At 71.4% G+C, this 15,736-nt stretch carries 15 protein-coding genes and 1 riboswitch; of the genes, 8 read left to right on the plus strand and 7 right to left on the minus strand.

The features are described 5' to 3' along the window. Positions 1 to 85 precede the first annotated feature (85 nt). From ACIPXC_RS16205 to def, 6 genes are all read left to right on the plus strand, one after another. The gene (locus ACIPXC_RS16205) at positions 86 to 730 is read left to right on the plus strand and encodes a sigma-70 family RNA polymerase sigma factor (protein WP_046777160.1); all 645 of its coding nucleotides are present in this window, start codon (positions 86 to 88) and stop codon (positions 728 to 730) included. Continuing rightward, on the plus strand, positions 727 to 1,032 hold the full coding sequence (rsrA, locus tag ACIPXC_RS16210) for a mycothiol system anti-sigma-R factor (RefSeq protein WP_392577907.1): 306 nt from the start codon (positions 727 to 729) through the stop codon (positions 1,030 to 1,032). Before ACIPXC_RS16205 ends, rsrA begins: the two co-directional genes overlap by 4 nt. A gap of 198 nt (positions 1,033 to 1,230) precedes the next feature. Continuing rightward, positions 1,231 to 2,832 carry an HD-GYP domain-containing protein gene (locus ACIPXC_RS16215; RefSeq protein WP_401617869.1) on the plus strand — a complete coding sequence of 534 codons (1,602 nt, stop codon included), beginning with the start codon at positions 1,231 to 1,233 and terminating at the stop codon, positions 2,830 to 2,832. Beyond that, a complete protein-coding gene (locus ACIPXC_RS16220; protein ID WP_401617872.1) occupies positions 2,829 to 4,088 on the plus strand; it encodes an HD-GYP domain-containing protein in 1,260 nt (419 codons plus the stop codon). The genes ACIPXC_RS16215 and ACIPXC_RS16220 overlap by 4 nt, the downstream gene beginning before the upstream one ends. A 119-nt stretch (positions 4,089 to 4,207) precedes the next feature. Further along, positions 4,208 to 5,215 carry a tetratricopeptide repeat protein gene (locus ACIPXC_RS16225; protein ID WP_392577904.1) on the plus strand — a complete coding sequence of 336 codons (1,008 nt, stop codon included), beginning with the start codon at positions 4,208 to 4,210 and terminating at the stop codon, positions 5,213 to 5,215. An 83-nt stretch (positions 5,216 to 5,298) separates the two neighbouring features. Further along, the gene (def, locus tag ACIPXC_RS16230; RefSeq protein WP_401617875.1) at positions 5,299 to 5,949 is read left to right on the plus strand and encodes a peptide deformylase; all 651 of its coding nucleotides are present in this window, start codon (positions 5,299 to 5,301) and stop codon (positions 5,947 to 5,949) included. An 8-nt stretch (positions 5,950 to 5,957) separates the two neighbouring features. On the opposite strand, the gene ACIPXC_RS16235 is transcribed toward def, so the two are convergent. Beyond that, the gene (locus ACIPXC_RS16235) at positions 5,958 to 6,923 is read right to left on the minus strand and encodes a helix-turn-helix domain-containing protein (protein WP_401617878.1); all 966 of its coding nucleotides are present in this window, start codon (positions 6,921 to 6,923) and stop codon (positions 5,958 to 5,960) included. An 81-nt stretch (positions 6,924 to 7,004) separates the two neighbouring features. On the opposite strand from ACIPXC_RS16235, the gene ACIPXC_RS16240 reads away from it, so the two are divergent. Then, positions 7,005 to 7,232, plus strand: a complete 228-nt coding sequence (locus ACIPXC_RS16240) for a hypothetical protein (protein ID WP_401617880.1) — start codon at positions 7,005 to 7,007, stop codon at positions 7,230 to 7,232. A gap of 125 nt (positions 7,233 to 7,357) precedes the next feature. Here ACIPXC_RS16240 and ACIPXC_RS16245 read toward each other — a convergent pair whose 3' ends face one another. From ACIPXC_RS16245 to ACIPXC_RS16255, 3 genes are all read right to left on the minus strand, one after another. Beyond that, positions 7,358 to 8,428: a ribonucleotide-diphosphate reductase subunit beta gene (locus ACIPXC_RS16245; protein ID WP_401617883.1), complete on the minus strand. Its 1,071-nt coding sequence runs from the start codon at positions 8,426 to 8,428 to the stop codon at positions 7,358 to 7,360. After that, positions 8,428 to 10,815, minus strand: coding sequence for a ribonucleoside-diphosphate reductase subunit alpha (locus ACIPXC_RS16250; protein ID WP_401617885.1), 2,388 nt, complete (start codon positions 10,813 to 10,815; stop codon positions 8,428 to 8,430). The genes ACIPXC_RS16245 and ACIPXC_RS16250 overlap by 1 nt, the downstream gene beginning before the upstream one ends. 136 nt (positions 10,816 to 10,951) lie before the next feature. Next, positions 10,952 to 11,081: riboswitch (cobalamin riboswitch) on the minus strand. 44 nt (positions 11,082 to 11,125) lie between these two features. Beyond that, positions 11,126 to 11,623, minus strand: coding sequence for a GNAT family N-acetyltransferase (locus tag ACIPXC_RS16255; protein ID WP_401617888.1), 498 nt, complete (start codon positions 11,621 to 11,623; stop codon positions 11,126 to 11,128). Positions 11,624 to 11,700: 77 nt separating this feature from the next. Here ACIPXC_RS16255 and ACIPXC_RS16260 point away from each other — a divergent pair, with 77 nt between their 5' ends. Beyond that, the gene (locus tag ACIPXC_RS16260; RefSeq protein ID WP_401617891.1) at positions 11,701 to 12,285 is read left to right on the plus strand and encodes a Uma2 family endonuclease; all 585 of its coding nucleotides are present in this window, start codon (positions 11,701 to 11,703) and stop codon (positions 12,283 to 12,285) included. Between the two features lie 48 nt (positions 12,286 to 12,333). On the opposite strand, the gene ACIPXC_RS16265 is transcribed toward ACIPXC_RS16260, so the two are convergent. The 3 genes from ACIPXC_RS16265 to ACIPXC_RS16275 all read right to left on the minus strand — a co-directional run bounded on the left by ACIPXC_RS16265 (position 12,334) and on the right by ACIPXC_RS16275 (position 15,646). Next, positions 12,334 to 12,513 (minus strand): YbdD/YjiX family protein, encoded by a 180-nt coding sequence (locus tag ACIPXC_RS16265; protein ID WP_401617955.1) that lies wholly within the window; start codon positions 12,511 to 12,513, stop codon positions 12,334 to 12,336. A gap of 14 nt (positions 12,514 to 12,527) precedes the next feature. Beyond that, the gene (locus ACIPXC_RS16270) at positions 12,528 to 14,624 is read right to left on the minus strand and encodes a carbon starvation CstA family protein (RefSeq protein WP_401617958.1); all 2,097 of its coding nucleotides are present in this window, start codon (positions 14,622 to 14,624) and stop codon (positions 12,528 to 12,530) included. Positions 14,625 to 14,881: 257 nt separating this feature from the next. Further along, on the minus strand, positions 14,882 to 15,646 hold the full coding sequence (locus tag ACIPXC_RS16275; protein WP_350988427.1) for a GntR family transcriptional regulator: 765 nt from the start codon (positions 15,644 to 15,646) through the stop codon (positions 14,882 to 14,884). Positions 15,647 to 15,736 lie beyond the last annotated feature (90 nt).

Consider the following 15,736-nt stretch of genomic DNA (forward strand, 5'->3'; position numbering starts at 1 on the left):
GCTTCGGGCGGCGGGGGGCCGGGAAGGTCGACTATTCTCCGATTCGAGCGGGTCCGCCTTCGGAGCCGCCACGCAGTCGGAGGAGGTGGGTCCTGTCGCTGGGACCGACGAAGGCCACGCGGAGGAGACGACCCTGGAGCGCAACGCGCGCTTCGAACGGGACGCCCTCGGCTACCTCGACCAGATGTACTCGGCCGCGCTGCGCATGACGCGCAACCCGGCCGACGCCGAGGACCTGGTCCAGGAGACGTACGCGAAGGCATACGCGTCCTTCCACCAGTTCCGCGAAGGCACCAACCTGAAGGCGTGGCTGTACCGCATCCTGACCAACACGTTCATCAACTCCTACCGCAAGAAGCAGCGCGAGCCCCAGCGCAGCGCCGCGGAGGAGATCGAGGACTGGCAGCTGGCGCGTGCCGAGTCGCACATGTCGACCGGACTGCGATCGGCCGAGTCGCAGGCACTCGACCATCTGCCCGACTCGGACGTGAAGGAAGCCCTGCAGGCCATTCCGGAAGAGTTCCGCATCGCGGTCTATCTTGCCGACGTAGAGGGCTTTGCGTACAAGGAGATCGCGGACATCATGGGTACACCCATCGGAACGGTCATGTCGCGACTGCACCGTGGCCGCCGCCAACTCCGCGGAATGCTGGAGGACTACGCCCGCGAGCGCGGGCTGGTTCCCGCGGGTGCGGGAGAGGCGAACGACCGGAAAGGCACGGGCTCATGAGTTGCGGAGAGCCGCACGAGACAGAGTGCTCTGAGGTCCTGGACCACCTGTACGAGTTCCTCGACCGTGAGATGCCCGACAGCGACTGCACGAAGTTCGAGACCCACTTCGGCGAGTGCAACCCCTGTCTGGAGAAGTACGGCCTGGAACAGGCCGTGAAGAAGCTGGTCAAGCGCTGCTGCGGGTCGGACGACGTGCCGTCCGACCTGCGGTCGAAGGTGATGGGTCGGATCGAACTCATCCGGTCGGGGCAGGCGGTCCCCGACCATGACGTCACCGCCGACAATCCCGCGTCCGGCTGACCGCTCGGATATCGGTCGAACAACTGAACACCCGCCCCCGGAAGATCAGTTCATTCACCCGAATGTGCTAATCCGGGGGCGTCCGCATGGCGCAATACGAAAATGTGGCCCACCCCGCTCGGGGCCCCACCTATTCTCCCCAATCGGTACCGGTCCGATTCGGTGCCCGGCTTGCACGGCCCAGGGGAGGAGAGTGCCATGCGGGGTCTTCCGCCGGCCGCCCGCGGATTCGTCCTCTGCGCCGTACTGGCGGCACTCGCCTGTACCGCCCCGGCCCTCACGGATTCCGCCACGCCCTGGCCGGCCGTGACCCTGCTCGCCGCGCTCTGCCTCGGCTGCGAACTCCTCAGGTACGGCCCGCTGCCGGGCCGCCGGGTCCCCGAGGGCATAGGCCCCTTCCACCCCGTGGTGCTCGCCGCCGTCTTCCTGCTGACGCCCGCCGCCGCCGCGCTCGTGGCACTGCCCGGAGGCCTCGCCGCCACCGTGGTCCAGCGGCCCGCCGGGGTGCGCCGGGTGTGGCACGGAGCCCAGCAGTCCATGGGCGCATGGGCGGCGGGGCAGGTGTTCGGGCTGCTCGGCGGCCCGGCCGCACTCGGCGGAGGGCCCGCCGCCGGGTCCGGGCCCCCCGCGTGGCCCGCAGACCTCCCGGGCGCGATGCTCCCCGCGACGGCGGCGGCCACCGTCTTCTGCCTGGTGATCACCACCCTCGACGGCGGCATCCTGGCCGCCGCCGAACGCAGGCCCGCCGCCACCGTCTGGCACGGCCTGGTCCCCCTCACCCTCGCCGCGCACTGCGTCCACGGCCTCGCCGGGCTGATGACGGCCGTCATGTGGCGCAGCCCGTACGGGGTCCCGGCGGCGCTGCTCGTCCTGCTCCCGATGTACGTCTCCAGCCGGGTCTTCGCCCAGTACCACCGCGAGTACGCCGCCCACCAGGCCACCGTCCGGGCCCTCGTCCAGGCCGTGGACATCAAGGACCGCTACACGCGCGGTCACAGCGAACGGGTCGGCCAGGCCTCCACGATGATCGCCCGCGAGCTGGGGATGGCCGAGGACCGGCTGGAAGCGGTCCGCTTCGCCGGCATCCTGCACGACGTCGGCAAGATCGGCGTCCCCACCCGGCTGCTGCGCAAGGACGGGCCGCTCACCCCGCAGGAGCGCCGGATCATCGAACTGCACCCCGAGTACGGGCACGAGATGGTGCGCGGCATCGGCTTCCTGGGAGAGGCCAGGTCCGCGATCCTGCACCACCACGAACGCGTCGACGGCACCGGCTATCCGTACGGGCTGACCGGCGAGCAGATCCCGGTGCTGGCCCGGGTGGTGGCCGTGGCCGACGCCTTCGACGCCATGACCTCCACCCGCTCCTACAGCCGGGCCCGGCCGGTGCCCACCGCTCTCGCCGAGCTGGAGCGGTGCGCGGGGACCCAGTTCGACCCGGCGATGGTGCGGGCCCTGACGGAGGCCGTCGGCCGGCACGGCTGGCATCCGGTGGTCACCTCGGACGACGACCTCCAGGTGATCGAGGACCCCGCACCCGCCGGGCTGCCAGGTTCCGGGGGGCGGGGGCCGGCGCCCCGTCCGGGCCAGGGCCCGGCTGCGCCGGCTCCGGCCGCCGACGGGGGCCGCGGCCTCCACCCCCAGGGCCCCGGCACCTCCCGATCGGCGGCGCGGACGGCGCTGCGCGCCCTGCCCGCCCAGGACGCCGCACCGGCCGGCGCCGACGGCCCGGGGAGTCAGGCCCCGCCGGCCGGCGGACGGCCCGGCCGCGACGCGGACGGTGCCGGGGCGGGGGCATGAGGGCCGCGGGCGCGTGGGCGGTGCGGGGGGCCGCGGCCGTGCTCGCCGCCGTCGGCCTCGCCCACACCCTGTGGCACGGCCTGACCGAGCCCGGCGTCGCCCTGGCCTTCGGCGCGCTGGTAGCCGTCGGCGAGCTCGCCCGCAGGGACCGGCCGGGCGCTCCCGACCACCTGGGCGCACCACTCGGGTCGGCCGGCGCCCTCGCCTACGCCCTGCTCGGCCGGAACGCGGGCCTGCCGACCCACCACGGGGTGCTGGAGACCGTCGCCGTCGTCGCCGCGGCCGCCCTCGCCGGAATCGTCCCGCACGTCGCCCGCGGCCGCGGGCCCGCCCTCGACCACCTGTCCCGCCGGGTGCTCACCGTCGCCTTCGCCGCCGTCTGCTTCCAGCCGCTCCACCACTCCGGCCGTCTGGAGCAGCGGGTGGGCCACGGGCCGTCCCTCGTCGTCTTCCTGCTGCTCCTGCTGGTCCTCGTCGCCCTGTGCGACGCCGTGCTCGCCGCCGCCCTCACGGGAGCCCGTACGGGCCGGCCGTACGGGCCGCTGCTGCGCGAGGGGCTGCGCGCCCAGCTCGGCATCGGCCCGGCGACCTGCGCCACCGGCGTCGTCATGGCGCTCGGCGCGGCCGCCGCGGGCCTGTGGGCCGTCCCCGTCCTCAGCGTGCCCCTGCTGCTGACCCAGCTGTCCTTCCACCGGATCACCGCGATCCGCACCATCTGCCGCCAGACCATCACCTCCCTGGCCAGGGCCACCGAGATCGCCGGATACACCCCGCCGGGACACGCCCGCCGGGTGGCGGCACTGAGCTGCGCCGTCGGCCGGGAGATGGGCCTGTCGGAGCGGGAACTCACGGTGCTGGAGTACGCCGCCCTGATGCACGACATCGGTCAGCTCTCCCTCGTCGACCCGGTGCCGGACGGGGCCACCGCCGAGCTGCCCGCGGCCGAGGCCCGCCGGATCGCCGCGCTGGGCGGGGAGGTGGCCCGGCAGGCCGGGGTCCCCGCCGAGGTGGCCGTGGTGGTGGAGCGGCAGGCGGACCCCTACCGGGACCAGCCCGTACCGGCCCGGATCGTGCGCGCGGTGAACGCGTACGACGACCTCGTCGGCGGGAACCGTCACCCGGGCGGCTCACTGACCGCCCTGGAACAGCTCCGCCTGGGCACCGGGCACGACTACCAGCCGGAGGTCGTGGAATGCCTGGCGGGGGTTCTGGCCAGGGGCGGACGTGGCAGAGTGGTGCCCGTCCCACCGGGGTAACCCATGGGTAATGAGCGGCCGTCCGAGTGGGCATGGTTGGATGCCAGTAAGAGTGTCCGCAAGGCTGCACCGTAGTCCCCCAGCCACCGCTGGGAGGTGCCCCCAGGCAGGCGGGAATCGTGAGGATCTTCGGGAAGGTACGGCATCGGCCCTCCGCCTCGTGGCGGCAGGCCACCGACCGCGCGTTCACGCTGATCGGCGACGGGCGGTACGAGGACGCCGGCGCGCTGCTGACCAGAGCCGCGGACCTGGAGCCGTGGCTCTCGGAGTCCTGGTTCAACCTGGCTCTGCTGCACAAGTTCCGGCACGACTGGGAGCAGGCGAGGGCCGCCGGACTGCGCGCCGTGGCCCTGCTGGACCGTGAGACCGGCGCCCCCGACTGGTGGAACGTCGGGATCGCCGCCACCGCGCTGCAGGACTGGCCGCTGGCCCGGCGGGCCTGGCAGGCGTACGGGCTGAAGGTGCCCGGGGACGCGCACGGCGCGAACGGCAACGGCGGCGGGAACGGCGAGCCGGTCGGCATGGAGCTCGGCAGCGCCGCCGTGCGGCTCTCGCCCGAGGGCGAGGCCGAGGTGGTGTGGGGCCGCAGGCTGGACCCGGCGCGGCTGGAGGTCCTCTCGATCCCGCTGCCCTCGTCGGGGCGGCGCTGGGGCGAGGTCGTCCTCCACGACGGGGTCCCGCACGGCGAACGGGTGACCGCGGCCGGACCCTCCTACCCGGTGTTCGACGAGATCGAGCTGTGGGCGCCGTCCCCGGTGCCGACCTGGGTGGTGCTGCTGGAGGCGGCCACCGAGGCGGACCGCGACGCGCTGGAACAGCTCGCCTCGGACGCGGGCTTCGCCGCCGAGGACTGGTCCTCGTCGGTGCGGCTGCTGTGCCGGACCTGCTCGGAGAGCGAGATGCCGAGCGACGAGGGCGACGGCGAGCACCTGGATCCGCACGACCACAGCGAGCCGGGACACCCCGGGCCGCTGGGGCACCGTACGGCGGGCTCCGGTTCCCTGTGGGTGCCCGAGCGCGAATGCGGCATCGCGGCACCGGCCGGACTGGTCCGCGGCCTCCTCGACAGCTGGGTCTCCGACAGCCCCGACAGCCGCGAGTGGCGGGATCTCGAAGAAGTCTGCTGAGCCGGGGCCGTAGGCTGTACGGGCACATCGGTGGCCATCGGCGACCACCGGTGACCGGGACTTACGGAAGGCGTACGGCGGACATGGCGCAGCAGGAGAACCAGGTTGTCGATGGTGGCGAGGTCGTGAACGACGGGTACGTCGTGGACACCGAGGACTGTGCGGCGCGCGAGCTGGCCCACCGGGAGCGCGGCACCGCCCGCCCGATCACGGTCGTCGGCAACCCGGTCCTGCACCGCGAGTGCAAGGACGTCACCGAGTTCGGCGACGAGCTGGCCCGGCTGATCGACGACATGTTCGCCAGCCAGAAGGCGGCCGAGGGCGTCGGCCTGGCCGCGAACCAGATCGGCGTGGACGCCAAGGTCTTCGTCTACGACTGCCCGGACGACGACGGCGTGCGCCACACCGGTGTCGTGGTCAACCCGAAGCTCGTCGAGCTCCCGGCGGGTTCGCGGGTGCTGGACGACTCCAACGAGGGCTGCCTGTCGGTCCCGACGGCGTACGCCTCGCTCGCCCGTCCGGACTACGCCGAGGTCGAGGGCCAGGACGCCCAGGGCAACCCGATCAAGGTCCGCGGCACCGGCTACTTCGCCCGCTGCCTGCAGCACGAGACCGACCACCTGTACGGCTACCTGTACATCGACCGGCTCTCGAAGCGGGACCGCAAGGACGCCCTGCGCCAGATGGCGGAGGGCACCCCGCGCTACGAGACCGTCCCCAACGCCCAGCACTAGGTGCAGCCCTAGGCGGCCTGCGGGCCCCGGAACGCGCGCCTGAAGGAGTTCGGCGTGGTGCCCAGGGTCCGCAGGAAGTGGTGGCGCAGGGCGGCCGCGTTGCCGAAACCGGAGCGGCCGGCGATCGCGTCGACCGTCTCGTCGGTGGACTCCAGCAACTCCTGCGCCAGCAGGACCCGCTGGCGCAGCACCCACTGGTACGGGGTGGTGCCGGTCTCCTGCAGGAAGCGGCGGGCGAAGGTGCGCGGCGACATGTGCGCCCGCTCCGCGAGCTGCTCGACGGTGATCTCCTCCGCCAGGTGGCGGCCCATCCACTCGATCACCTCGCCCACCGTGTCGCAGGACGTGCGCGGCAGCGGCCGCCGGATGTACTGCGCCTGCCCGCCGTCCCGGTGGGGCGGTACGACCATCCGCCGCGCGATCGCGTTGGCCACCTCGGCGCCGTGCTCCTGGCGGACCACGTGGAGGCAGGCGTCGATCCCGGAGGCGGTGCCGGCCGAGGTGATCACCGGGCCCTCGTCGACGTAGAGCACGTCCGGGTCGACCAGCGCCCGGGGGAAGCGCCGCGCCAGAGCCGGGGCGTGCATCCAGTGGGTGGTGCAGCGCCGGCCGTCCAGCAGCCCCGCCGCGCCCAGCACGAAGGCCCCGCTGCAGACGCTGATCACCCGCGCGCCGCGCTCCACACCGCGGCGCAGCGCGGCCATGAGCGGCTCCGGGCAGGCGCGTTCGGAGGCGTTGCGGAAGGCGGGCAGGCAGATCAGGTCGGCGCTCTCCAGCCGTTCCAGCCCGTGGGCGGGGGCGACCGCGAAACCCGTTCCGGCCATGGTCAGCGGGCCGTCCTCGGCCGCGCACACGGCGAAGTCGTACACCGGCAGTCCATGGTCGCTGCGGTCGATCCCGAAGACTTCGCAGAAGATCCCGAACTCGAAGGGGGCCACTTCGTCGAGGAGGGCCACGGCCACGTTGGTCAGCATGCACCCAGTGTGGCAGTAATTCGCGCCTTCATGGCAGTCCTGCCAGTGGTCGGGTGCGGTGAACGGAGCGACAGTGGATACATGAACACGTTCCTGAGCTACCTCGCCGTCCTCGCCGTCGCCACCCTGCTGCTCGCCCCCAGCCTGTACGGGGCCCTGCGCGAGCGGCGGACCGACCGAGAGCTGCGGGCCGTGGAGACCCGGCTCGTGTGGCTGCCGCGGCAGAAGGCGGGCGGCATGCCGCTCACCCCGCCCTCCCGGCACGGCCTCCGGTCCGCCGCCGGGCGCCGGGGCCGTCTCGCCCACTGAGTCCCACGGCCCCCACGGCGCCCACGGCGTACGCACCGCCCCGGAACGCGAAGAGCCGGGACGCGATCGGCTCGCGTCCCGGCTCTCGGTGCTTCCGAGGGCTTCAGAGGGGCTTCAGAGGGGGCTCAGAAGTCCTCGTCCAGGTCGACCGTGCCCTCCACCGCGACCTGGTAGGCCGACGGGCGGCGCTCGAAGAAGTTCGTCAGCTCCTGGACACCCTGCAGCTCCATGAAGGAGAACGGGTTCTGCGAGCCGTACACCGGCGGGAAGCCCAGGCGGACCAGGCGCTGGTCCGCGACGCACTCCAGGTACTCGCGCATCGACTCGGTGTTCATGCCCGGCAGGCCGTCGCCGCACAGGTCGCGGCCGAACTGCAGCTCCGCCTCCACGGCCTCCTTCAGCATGTCGGTGACCTGCTGCTGGAGGGCGTCGTCGAAGAGCTCGGGCTCCTCCTTGCGGACCGTGTCCACGACCTCGAACGCGAAGTTCATGTGCATGGTCTCGTCACGGAACACCCAGTTGGTGCCGGTGGCCAGGCCGTGCAGCAGGCCGCGCGAGCGGAACCAGTACACGTACGCGAAGGCGCCGTAGAAGAACAGGCCCTCGATGCACGCGGCGAAGCAGATCAGGTTCAGCAGGAAGCGGCGGCGGTCGGCCTGCGTCTCCAGCCGGTCGATCTTCTCGACCGAGTCCATCCACTTGAAGCAGAACTGCGCCTTCTCACGGATGGAGGGGATGTTCTCCACCGCGTCGAAGGCCGCCGCGCGGTCCTCCGGGTTGGGCAGGTAGGTGTCGAGCAGCGTCAGGTAGAACTGGACGTGCACGGCCTCCTCGAACAGCTGGCGCGACAGGTACAGACGCGCCTCCGGGGAGTTGATGTGCTTGTACAGCGTCAGCACCAGGTTGTTCGCGACGATCGAGTCGCCCGTCGCGAAGAACGCGACCAGCCGGCCGATCATGTGCTGCTCGGCGGGCGTCAGCTTCGCGAGGTCCGCGACGTCCGAGTGGAGGTCGACCTCCTCCACCGTCCACGTGTTCTTGATCGCGTCCCGGTAGCGCTCGTAGAAGTCCGGGTAGCGCATCGGCCGGAGCGTCAGCTCGAAGCCCGGGTCCAGGAGGTTCTTGCCTCCAGAGGTGTCGGCACGAAGTGCCGTCGTCGAGGGGCGGTGGTCGGGTGACGGGTGGGCGGAGCTCATTACTGGCAGGCCTCGCAGGACTCGGGGTTCTCAAGGGAGCAGGCCAGCGCCTCGGCGTCGACGGCCTGCGGGAGCGCCACCGGAGCGGCGGTGGCGGCCTGGGCGGCGCGGGCGATCTTCGTCGCCGGGCGCGAGCGCAGGTAGTACGTGGTCTTCAGGCCCTGCTTCCAGGCGTACGCGTACATCGAGCTGAGCTTGCCGATGGTGGGCGTCTCCAGGAACAGGTTCAGCGACTGCGACTGGTCCAGGAACGGCGTACGGGCCGCCGCCATGTCGATCAGGCCGCGCTGCGGGATCTCCCACGCCGTGCGGTACAGCTCGCGCACCTCCGCCGGGATCCAGCCGAAGCCCTGCACCGAGCCCGAGGAGTCGCGCAGCGCCTCACGGGTCTGGGCGTCCCACACGCCGAGCTGCTTCAGCTCCTCCACCAGGTAGCCGTTCACCTGGAGGAACTCGCCCGACAGCGTCTCGCGCTTGAACAGGTTGGAGACCTGCGGCTCGATGCACTCGTACACGCCGGCGATCGAGGCGATCGTGGCCGTCGGGGCGATGGCGAGGAGCAGGGAGTTGCGCATGCCGGTCTCGGCGACGCGGGCGCGCAGCGCCTCCCAGCGCTCCGGCCAGTTCAGCCCGGTGTCGTAGTGATCCGGGTGCAGGACGCCGCGCGCGGTGCGGGTCTGCTCCCAGGCCGGCAGCGGGCCGCTGCGCTCGGCGAGGTCGCAGGAGGCCTCGTACGCGGCCAGCATGATGCGCTCGGAGAGCCTGGTCGACAGGGCCTTGGCCGCGGGGGAGTCGAAGGGCAGCTTCAGCTTGAAGAAGACGTCCTGGAGGCCCATCGCGCCCAGGCCCACCGGGCGCCAGCGGGCGTTGGAACGGCCGGCCTGCTCGGTCGGGTAGAAGTTGATGTCCACCACGCGGTCGAGGAAGGTCACCGCGGTGCGGACGGTCTCGTCCAGGCGCTCCCAGTCGATCTCGCCCGTCTCCGGGAGCACGAAGGCACCCAGGTTGACCGAGCCGAGGTTGCAGACGGCCGTCTCGCCGTCGTTGGTGACCTCGATGATCTCGGTGCACAGGTTCGAGGAGTGGACGACGGTACCCGGCTCGGCGGTCTGGTTGGCCGTGCGGTTGGAGGCGTCCTTGAAGGTCATCCAGCCCTGGCCGGTCTGCGCGAGGGTACGCATCATCCGGCCGTACAGGTCGCGGGCGGGCATGGTCTTGCGGGCCAGGCCGTCGGCCTCGGCCTTGCGGTAGGCGGCGTCGAACGCGTCGCCCCACAGGTCGACCAGCTCGGGGACGTCGGCCGGCGAGAACAGCGACCACTCGGCGTCGGCGTTCACGCGGCGCATGAACTCGTCCGGCACCCAGTGGGCGAGGTTCAGGTTGTGCGTACGGCGCTGGTCCTCACCGGTGTTGTCGCGGAGCTCCAGGAACTCCTCGATGTCCGCGTGCCAGGTCTCCAGGTAGACGGCGGCGGCGCCCTTGCGGCGGCCGCCCTGGTTCACGGCGGCGACGGAGGCGTCGAGGGTCTTCAGGAACGGCACGATGCCGTTGGAGTGGCCGTTGGTGCCGCGGATCAGCGAACCGCGGGCGCGGATGCGGGAGTACGACAGGCCGATGCCGCCGGCGTGCTTCGACAGGCGCGCGACCTGGTGGTAGCGGTCGTAGATCGAGTCGAGCTCGTCCAGCGGGGAGTCCAGCAGGTAGCAGGAGGACATCTGCGGGTGCCGGGTGCCGGAGTTGAAGAGGGTGGGGGAGGACGGCAGGTAGTCCAGCCGGCTCATCAGCCGGTACAGCGAGGCGACTTCCTCGACGGCCCGGACGCTCTCGTCCGCGGCGAGACCGCAGGCCACGCGCAGCATGAAGTACTGCGGGGTCTCGATGACCTGACGGGTGATGGGGTGGCGCAGCAGGTAGCGGCTGTGCAGGGTCCGCAGGCCGAAGAAGCCGAAACGGTCGTCGGCGCCCTCGGCGAGGGTGTGCTCGACCAGCGAGTCCAGGCGGGCCGCGTGCGCGCGCACGAACTCGGCGGTGCGGTCGGCGATCAGGCCCTCGCGGTGGCCGACCTCGACGGAGGCGGAGAAGGAGGTGGAGCCCTGGCTCGCGGCCTCGTCGCGCACGGCCAGCGTCAGCAGGCGGGCGGCGAGCCTGGAGTAGGCGGGGTCCTCGGAGATGAGGCCCGCGGCGGCCTCGGTGGCCAGCCCCCGCAGTTCGGCGTCGTCGGCGGCGGAGCTGCGGCCGCGGAGCGCTGCGGCCGCGACGCGGCCGGGGTCGGTGTCGGGGAGGTCCGCCGTCAGTTCGGTGAGGGTACGCAGCAGCGTGGCCCCCGGGCCCTCGGTGTTGTCGCCAGAAACGGACTCGGCGCGCGGTGCGGAAGGCGCGATGGTCACGGCGGGAGCTCTCCCTCGCTCGGCCCGGTCATCGGCGGGCGGGCGCGGGCGCATGCGGGCGTGGCAGGAACGGGCACACCGCATGGCGTCCACCGGCCCAACCGCGAGGCCCGGACGTGTCGGCACCCGGTTCGGTCGACCCGGGCGCGCTGACGGCAGGTCATCGGACTTGGCGTCCGGATGCCGGACACTTCATACCGTTGCGGGACAGTTCCGGATTCCCACCGGATTCCCCTGCGGCGACAGCAGGCATGAGCATACATGTGGGGGCGCCCTTGTGCGGCACCCCCAACATGTAGTGTCGGCGTGGCTACAGCTTGAGTCGGTACGTAAGGAGTTTCAGGCCTTCGATGGGTGCCCAGTCCCGTTCCGGTGTGCGCTCGAAGCCCAGTCGTACGTAGATCCGGTGGGCCCCGGCCATGCTGTGCTGGGTGGAGAGCACGAGGCCCGTGACGCCCTCGATCGCCCGCGCCCGCTCGACGCAAGCCCGCACCAGGGCCTCGCCGACGCCCCGGCCGCGGGCCGCGTGGGCCACCGCGAGCATCCGGAACTCGGCCTCGTCGGGGCCGGCGATGTCGGCGAGCGGGCTGCCGGGTGCGGCGAAGGTCACGCCGCCGAGCACCTGCCCGTCGTGCTCGGCGACGAGCACCTCGGCCCGGGCGGCCCGCCCGGCCACGTCGCGCAGCACGTGCAGGTACGGGTCGTCCTCGTTGAAGTCCAGGTGCCCGTCGGCGAGGTAGGCCTGAGCCGTGATCTCGCCCAGCGTCTCGTGGTCGGCGGGCACCGCCGTTCTGATCACCATGTCCATGCGGTCGAGTGTGCAGGACGCCTCCGGCGGGCGGCGCTATCGTCGGAGGCAGCACCGTCGAGGAAGGTGAGCGAGGCATGACCGTGATGACCGACAGGCCCCACATGCTGACCGAGGACTTCGAGGCTGTCGCGCGCATAGCCGCTCGTGAGCGAGAAGGCACGCGACTTGAGTTCATCGACGGAGTCATCAGGAGCAAGGCCATGCCGGACGGCGACCACCAGATGATCATCCAGTGGTTGACGCGGATCTTCCTGCAGCACCGGCCGGAGCTCTGGCTCCACGGGGGGCAGGGGATCAAGGCACAGGCTTATCGCGAGGGCAGGGCCATCCCGGACGCGGTGCTGGCCCCTTCCAAGGCCTTCGCGGGACAGGGCGACTGGGTCGACCCCGCTCCGATCCTCATGGCCGTCGAGGTGACTTCGTGGGACTCCGACACCGTCCGGCGGGATCACGTCGAGAAGCCCCGTGCCTACGCGGAGACCGGCATCCCCTTGTACCTGCTGATCGACCGGGCCAAGTGCAAGGTCTCCGTCTACAGCCAGACCAACGGCCAGCGGTACGAGAGCATCCACATCGTGCCCTATGGAACGGACATCGCGCTCCCCGACCCCGTCGGCATCACCCTTCAGACCGAGGTCCTCAAGGACTGGGTGCGCTGAGCAACGCAGAAGGGCCCCGCCGAGAGGCTGCGGGGCCCTTCGAGCGCTTCAGCAGCAGCGGAAGCCCTCGCGGGGGTCCGCCTCGCGGGCGTCGGTGCGGGCGCGTTCGAAGGCGCGGCGGGTGAGGACCTCCGCGTCCGGGTCGTGGGAGCGGGCGTGGGCCACGTACCGGTCGTAGGCGGCCTCCCCGGAGAACTCCCGTACGTAGAACCGGGCCCTGGCCAGCATGCTGCGTACGGTGCTCACCCCACCGGCTCCTTGACCTGCCCGCCGCCGGAGTCGCGGTCCGCCCCTGCGGCGGCGAGCTGGGCCCGCTCCTCGGGGGTGGCGATCAGGCCCGCCGGGGCGACGATCTTCGACTCGGTCCACGGGACCTCCGACAGCTCCGCCGATCCGGGGTCGCGAACGGCCTTGACGCAGGTCCGCAGCGCGTCCGCGAGGACCACGATGATCAGGGCCGCGAAGAGGGCGCACAGCACGCCGTCCACCGTGGCGTTGGTGACGATCGTGTGCATGTCGTCCATGTTCTTCGCCGGGGCCAGCACCTTGTCGGCGTCGATGCCCGCCTGGTACTTGTCGCGCTGGGCGAAGAAGCCGACCTTCACGTCCTCGGAGAAGACCTTCTGGTAGCTGGCGGTGAGGGTCACCGTGGCGTCCCAGACCAGCGGGACGCCCGTCACCCAGGCCCACTTGAGCCGGCCGGACTTGACCAGCAGCGTGGTGCAGACGGCCAGTGCGACCGCGGCCAGCAGCTGGTTGGCGATGCCGAACAGCGGGAAGAGCTGGTTGATCCCGCCCAGCGGGTCCTTGATGCCGACCCACAGGAAGTAGCCCCACGCACCGACGACGATCGCGCTCGCGAACCACACGCCGGGCTTCCAGCTGACGTCCTTGAAGGGCTTGTGGACGTTGCCGAGGGTGTCCTGGAGCATGAACCGGCCCACGCGGGTGCCCGCGTCGAGCGTCGTCAGGATGAAGAGGGCCTCGAACATGATGGCGAAGTGGTACCAAAAGGCCTTCATCCCGGCGCCGCCGACGACGGAGGAGAAGATCTCCGACATTCCGAGTGCGAAGGTCGGCGCGCCGCCGGTACGGGACAGCAGGCTGGCTTCCTCGACGTCCTTGGCGGCCTGGGTGAGCGCCTCGGGCGAGATGGCGAAGCCGAAGTTCGTCACCGCCTGCGAGGCGGACTCGACCGTGGTGCCGATGACCCCGCCGGGGGAGTTCACCGCGAAGAACAGGCCCGGCTCGATGATGCAGGCCGCGATGATCGCCATGACGGCGACGAACGACTCGGTCAGCATGGCGCCGTAGCCGATCATGCGGACCTGGGTCTCCTTCTGGATCATCTTCGGGGTGGTGCCCGAGGAGACCAGGGCGTGGAAGCCCGAGAGCGCGCCGCACGCGATGGTGATGAAGACGAACGGGAACATCGACCCGGCGAAGACCGGGCCGTCCCCGCGGGCCGCGAAGTCGGTGACGGAGGGCATCTTCAGCGTCGGCATCGCGATGACCACGCCGAGCGCGAGGAGCGCGATGGTGCCGACCTTCATGAAGGTGGACAGGTAGTCGCGGGGGGCGAGCAGCATCCACACCGGCAGGACCGACGCCAGGAAGCCGTACACCACCATCCAGATGACGAGCGTCTCCTTCTCCAGGGTGAAGGTCCCGGCGAAGGAGGACTCGGCGACCCAGCCGCCCGCGACGATGGCGAGCAGCAGCAGGGCGACGCCGATGAGGGAGACCTCGGTGACCCGGCCCGGCCGCAGGACGCGCAGGTAGAAGCCCATGAAGACGGCGATCGGGATGGTCATGCCGATGGAGAAGACGCCCCAGGGGGAGTGGGCGAGGGCGTTGACGATGACCAGCGCCAGCACGGCCAGCAGGATGATCATGATGGCGAACACGGCGACCAGGGCGGCGGCTCCGCCGACGGGGCCGATCTCGTCCCGCGCCATCTGGCCCAGAGAGCGGCCGTCGCGGCGGGTGGAGAAGAACAGCGTCACCATGTCCTGGACGGCGCCGGCGAAGATCACGCCCGCGACGATCCAGATGGTCCCGGGAAGGTAGCCCATCTGCGCGGCGAGCACGGGGCCGACGAGCGGGCCGGCGCCGGCGACGGCGGCGAAGTGGTGGCCGAAGAGCACCCGGCGGTCGGTGGGATGGAAGTCGACACCGTTGTCGAGGCGTTCGGCGGGGGTGGCCCGCGTCGCGTCGACCTTCAGTACGCGGTGCGCGATGAAGCGCGCGTAGAAGCGGTAGCCGATGGCGTACGAGCCCAGGGCCGCGGCGAGCAGCCAGGCCGCGGAGATCTCCTCGCCGCGCGAGAGCGCCAGCATGCCCCAGCCGATGGCGCCGACGAGTCCGACGAGCACCCATACGGCGATGGACTTGGGGGAGGGCGGGCCCGATGGGGTTCCCGGACCCGCCGTGTCCCTTTGTGTCCCTGTTGCTTCCGGTTCAGGCATGATCTCTCGTCCCCTCGTCGATCATCTGCGTAAGCAGGCGGAATCTACGGGGGATTGCCTGGTGAACGTAAGACCCCGTCCGCATTCCGGTCGCGGGATTCCGGTACGCGGGGCGGGGTGCGTGCGTGTCAGACGGCGGGGCGCTTGAGCCTGGCGACGAACTTGTACCGGTCGCCGCGGTACACCGAGCGCACCCACTCGACCGGTTCGCCGTCGGCGTCCAGGGAGTGCCGGGAGAGCATCAGCATCGGCAGCCCGACGTCGGTGCCGAGCAGGCCGGCCTCGCGCGGGGTGGCCAGCGAGGTCTCGATCGTCTCCTCGGCCTCTGCCAGGTGGACGTCGTACACCTCTGCCAGGGCGGTGTAGAGGGAGGTGTACTTGGCGAGCGAGCGGCGCAGCGCGGGGAAGCGCTTGGCCGAGAGGTGGGTGGTCTCGATGGCCATGGGCTCGCCGCTGGCCAGACGCAGCCGCTCGATGCGCAGCACCCGTCCACCGGTGTTGATCTTGAGGAGTCCGGCGAGGGTGTCGTCGGCGGTCACGTAGCCGATGTCGAGGAGCTGCGAGGTCGGCTCCAGGCCCTGGGCCCGCATGTCCTCCGTGTACGAGGTGAGTTGCAGCGCCTGGGAGACCTTCGGCTTGGCGACGAAGGTGCCTTTGCCCTGGATCCGCTCCAGACGTCCTTCTACGACCAGTTCCTGGAGGGCCTGCCGGACGGTGGTCCGGGAGGTGTCGAACTCGGCCGCGAGCGTGCGCTCCGGCGGTACCGGCGTCCCGGGCGGCATGGTTTCGGTCATGTCGAGCAAGTGCCGCTTGAGTCGGTAGTACTTGGGTACCCGGGCCGTGCGAGTGGCTGCCCCGCCGTCCGGCTCCGTGAGTGCCCCTTCGGTGGCCATGGCCGCCCGCCTTCCCGACTCCAGTTTCGCTGCCGTCACCGGCTCCTCCGATATGTGCGGTCACATCGTGACACGTAAGGGGGGACAGGC

This window comes from Streptomyces sp. NPDC090021 (genome assembly GCF_044748225.1).
Taxonomy (GTDB): Bacteria; Actinomycetota; Actinomycetes; order Streptomycetales; family Streptomycetaceae; genus Streptomyces.